This window comes from Nitrosophilus sp. (genome assembly GCF_982775275.1).
In genome coordinates this window covers 1-2618 of record NZ_CEXZHP010000205.1, presented here as the reverse complement: position 1 = coordinate 2618, position 2618 = coordinate 1, and the positions used below count along the sequence as shown (strand labels likewise).

Annotated in this window: 3 protein-coding genes; all 3 read right to left on the bottom strand. The window is 30.1% G+C overall.

Going from position 1 to position 2618, the window contains the following annotated elements:
* Nucleotides 1-1431: NAD-binding protein (locus AC30RD_RS08255; protein ID WP_489494003.1), on the bottom strand; the 1431-nt coding region annotated here is incomplete at its 3' end.
* 52 nt (nucleotides 1432-1483) lie between these two features.
* Nucleotides 1484-1864, bottom strand: coding sequence for a DUF6394 family protein (locus tag AC30RD_RS08250; RefSeq protein ID WP_489494002.1), 381 nt, complete (start codon nucleotides 1862-1864; stop codon nucleotides 1484-1486).
* 98 nt (nucleotides 1865-1962) lie between these two features.
* Nucleotides 1963-2538, bottom strand: a complete 576-nt coding sequence (locus AC30RD_RS08245; protein ID WP_489494001.1) for a hypothetical protein — start codon at nucleotides 2536-2538, stop codon at nucleotides 1963-1965.
* Nucleotides 2539-2618: the final 80 nt, after the last annotated feature.

Below are 2618 nucleotides of genomic sequence, written 5' to 3'. Positions count from 1 at the left end.
AAATACTATTTTTATATATTTTGTATAATCTGATCTTGATCTTTTGATATGAAATAGTCTTATATCCCTTCCTTTTTTTAACTCGTTATAAAGAGCATATGAATTTTCTTTGTTCAATTTCAATTCATGAAGCAAAGGATTTTCACCAATAATATTTCTTATAGTATTTACGACCATTTTGCCCCAATTATCATCTTGAATTCTTATCAATTTTATAAACTTATTCGCAAGAGGTTTTGCAATAAAATTGAAGGTAATATCTGCTAATATCTCTTCAAGTATATAAACCCGATCTATCCTTGCTGCTTTAAATATACTCAAATCGTCTAAAGTATTTTCTCTTGCGATTGTATAGATATTGGGATTTAGCTTTTTTGCTGTAGAGAGTATGGTTAAGTTTATTAGATCGTCTTTTGTAGCGGCTATTATGGCGGCGGCATCTTTAATGCCAGCTTTTAAAAGAGTTTCTATATCTTCTGCGTCTCCGTATATTGAGCTATGTTTTTCCTCTTGGTATTTTGCCGAAACTATATCTATATGAAATGTTTCAATCCCGGCTTTTTTTAACCAATATTCAAGTGCGTGCCCCATCCTTCCATATCCGCAAATTATATATTTTCCCTTAGGTAAAACTTCTTTTTTCTTGATTTTTAAAATGTGTCCAAAAACCCACATTTCCAAAACCCAAATATGTGGTTTTGTTAAAGCAAGATATATTCTTTTTGAAATAATTTTAAAAGGGTTTTCGATATGTCTAATACCTATATTTTGCAAATGTTCGGTATGTTCTTTCGTAGTTGATTTTACTATAACGTCAACTTTTTTGTTTAAAAGCTTACACATTAAAGCAACTTTTGCGTTTTTTGCGTCATCCTCAAAAAGCGCTATGACTGCGCGACAATTTTTTTTATGAATTCCTGAGATTTTTAATATGCTAGGATCGGTTGCTTCTGCGGCAATTGCCGGAACTTCTGGACTAAATCCTACCAAATCCAATTCGTTTATTTTATTTTCGTCTTTATCAATAACAACAACCCTAATCCCCTCTTCATTTAATCTATTTATTATATTTTTTGTTACATTGTTATATCCAAGGATTATAATAAACTCTTCGGACAAATTTTCTACTTTGTTTTTAAATCTTGTTATTGAGATCTCTTTTGCAAGCCTTTTGTCTTGAATAAGAGCTATTATGGTTCCTATTCCATAAAACCATCCAATAACGGTAAGATAAATACTCGCGCTTACCCACATTCTTTGAGGATAGGTAAATTCGTAAGGGGTTTCTCCAAAACCTATGGTTGATGCCATATAACTAACAAAATAAAAAGCGTCAAAAAAATTCATATGGTAAGGGTTGCCGTTGGCGTCTTTTCCCTCAATGAGCATAAGCCCTATGATAGATATGGAAAAGGTTATAATAATAACCAAAAAGGGTATCCGCATCCTGCGGATAATAATCCAAGCCGAATTTGATTGCATATTACCTCTTAGATTTTAAAGTATCGCCTATAAATAGTAAAACAGAGACTATATTTGCTAAAAGCGCTCCACCAGATAAAGAGATAATAGCGGTAGTGGACTCAAGATTTAATCCTCCAAAGGCATACTTTGCTATTGCCCAAACGCTTGCACTTGCAATAAGTTGAATATCGGCAACCAAACTTGTCGCAAGGAGCACCGAACCAAGTTGGGTTTTATCACCAAATTTTAAAATCGTAGCTATCAAATTTACTATAATCGCTGCAAAAAGCTCATATGCGCTGTGCTGCTCTATAACAGTTGGGTCTCCATAAAAAAAACCAAAATTTATGGTCATTGCCAAAATAAAGAAAAAACCTGATAAAACTTTTTGAAGATTCATCTATATCCTTTAATATATTATTAATTTTATAGTTTATGATTAGAGAGCTTATTATTTAATTAAAAAGAGATTTTTAAAAAAGTGTAATAATAGATGATTTAATCTTTTTTATATTCTATAATATTTTTTCCCTGGGCAAGAGACAATAATCTTTCTTCTTGCTCTTTTGATAACTTTCCGCTTGTCATAGCATCTATCAATTTTGTAGCCATTTGGGCTTTTAGTTCCTTTTCTTTTATCTCTTTTTGAGCCTTTATTTTCTCTTTTTCTATCGCTATTTTAGTTTTTTGATGGTTTTTAAATATAAAATATAAAACTATTAAAAAAACGAAACTTATCAAAGAAAGTGTTATAAGAGCGATTTTTTTTATAGAGTTTTCCTCTTTTTTTGTCTCATAATTTAATCTATTTTTTTCAAGCTCTTTATCTTTTTGAATTTTTGCGATTTGTAACTCTTTTTGGGCCTTTATTTTCTCTTTTTCCACCTCTTTTTTCATCTGTATTAATGCTATCTCTTTTTTTATTTTAAAATCTTCTTTATCTTTTTTTTCATAAGTGGATACTATCTTTTTTGCATATTCGGTAGTTGATTTTTGGTGTAATAGTTTTGGTTTTTCACTCTCTTCGCAGCCGATGATAAAAATAGATATTAACATTAATATAAAATATTTCATATTGATCTCCTAACTATTTACCGATAGCTAACGGATTTATATCAAATAATAGTATTTAAAATTTAGATTATTATATAATA

Excerpts from the sequence above, each read along its gene's own strand:
- AC30RD_RS08250 (WP_489494002.1), bottom strand. The coding sequence starts at position 1,864 with ATGAATCTTCAAAAAGTTTTATCAGGTTTTTTCTTTATTTTGGCAATG.
- AC30RD_RS08245 (WP_489494001.1), bottom strand. The coding sequence starts at position 2,538 with ATGAAATATTTTATATTAATGTTAATATCTATTTTTATCATCGGCTGC.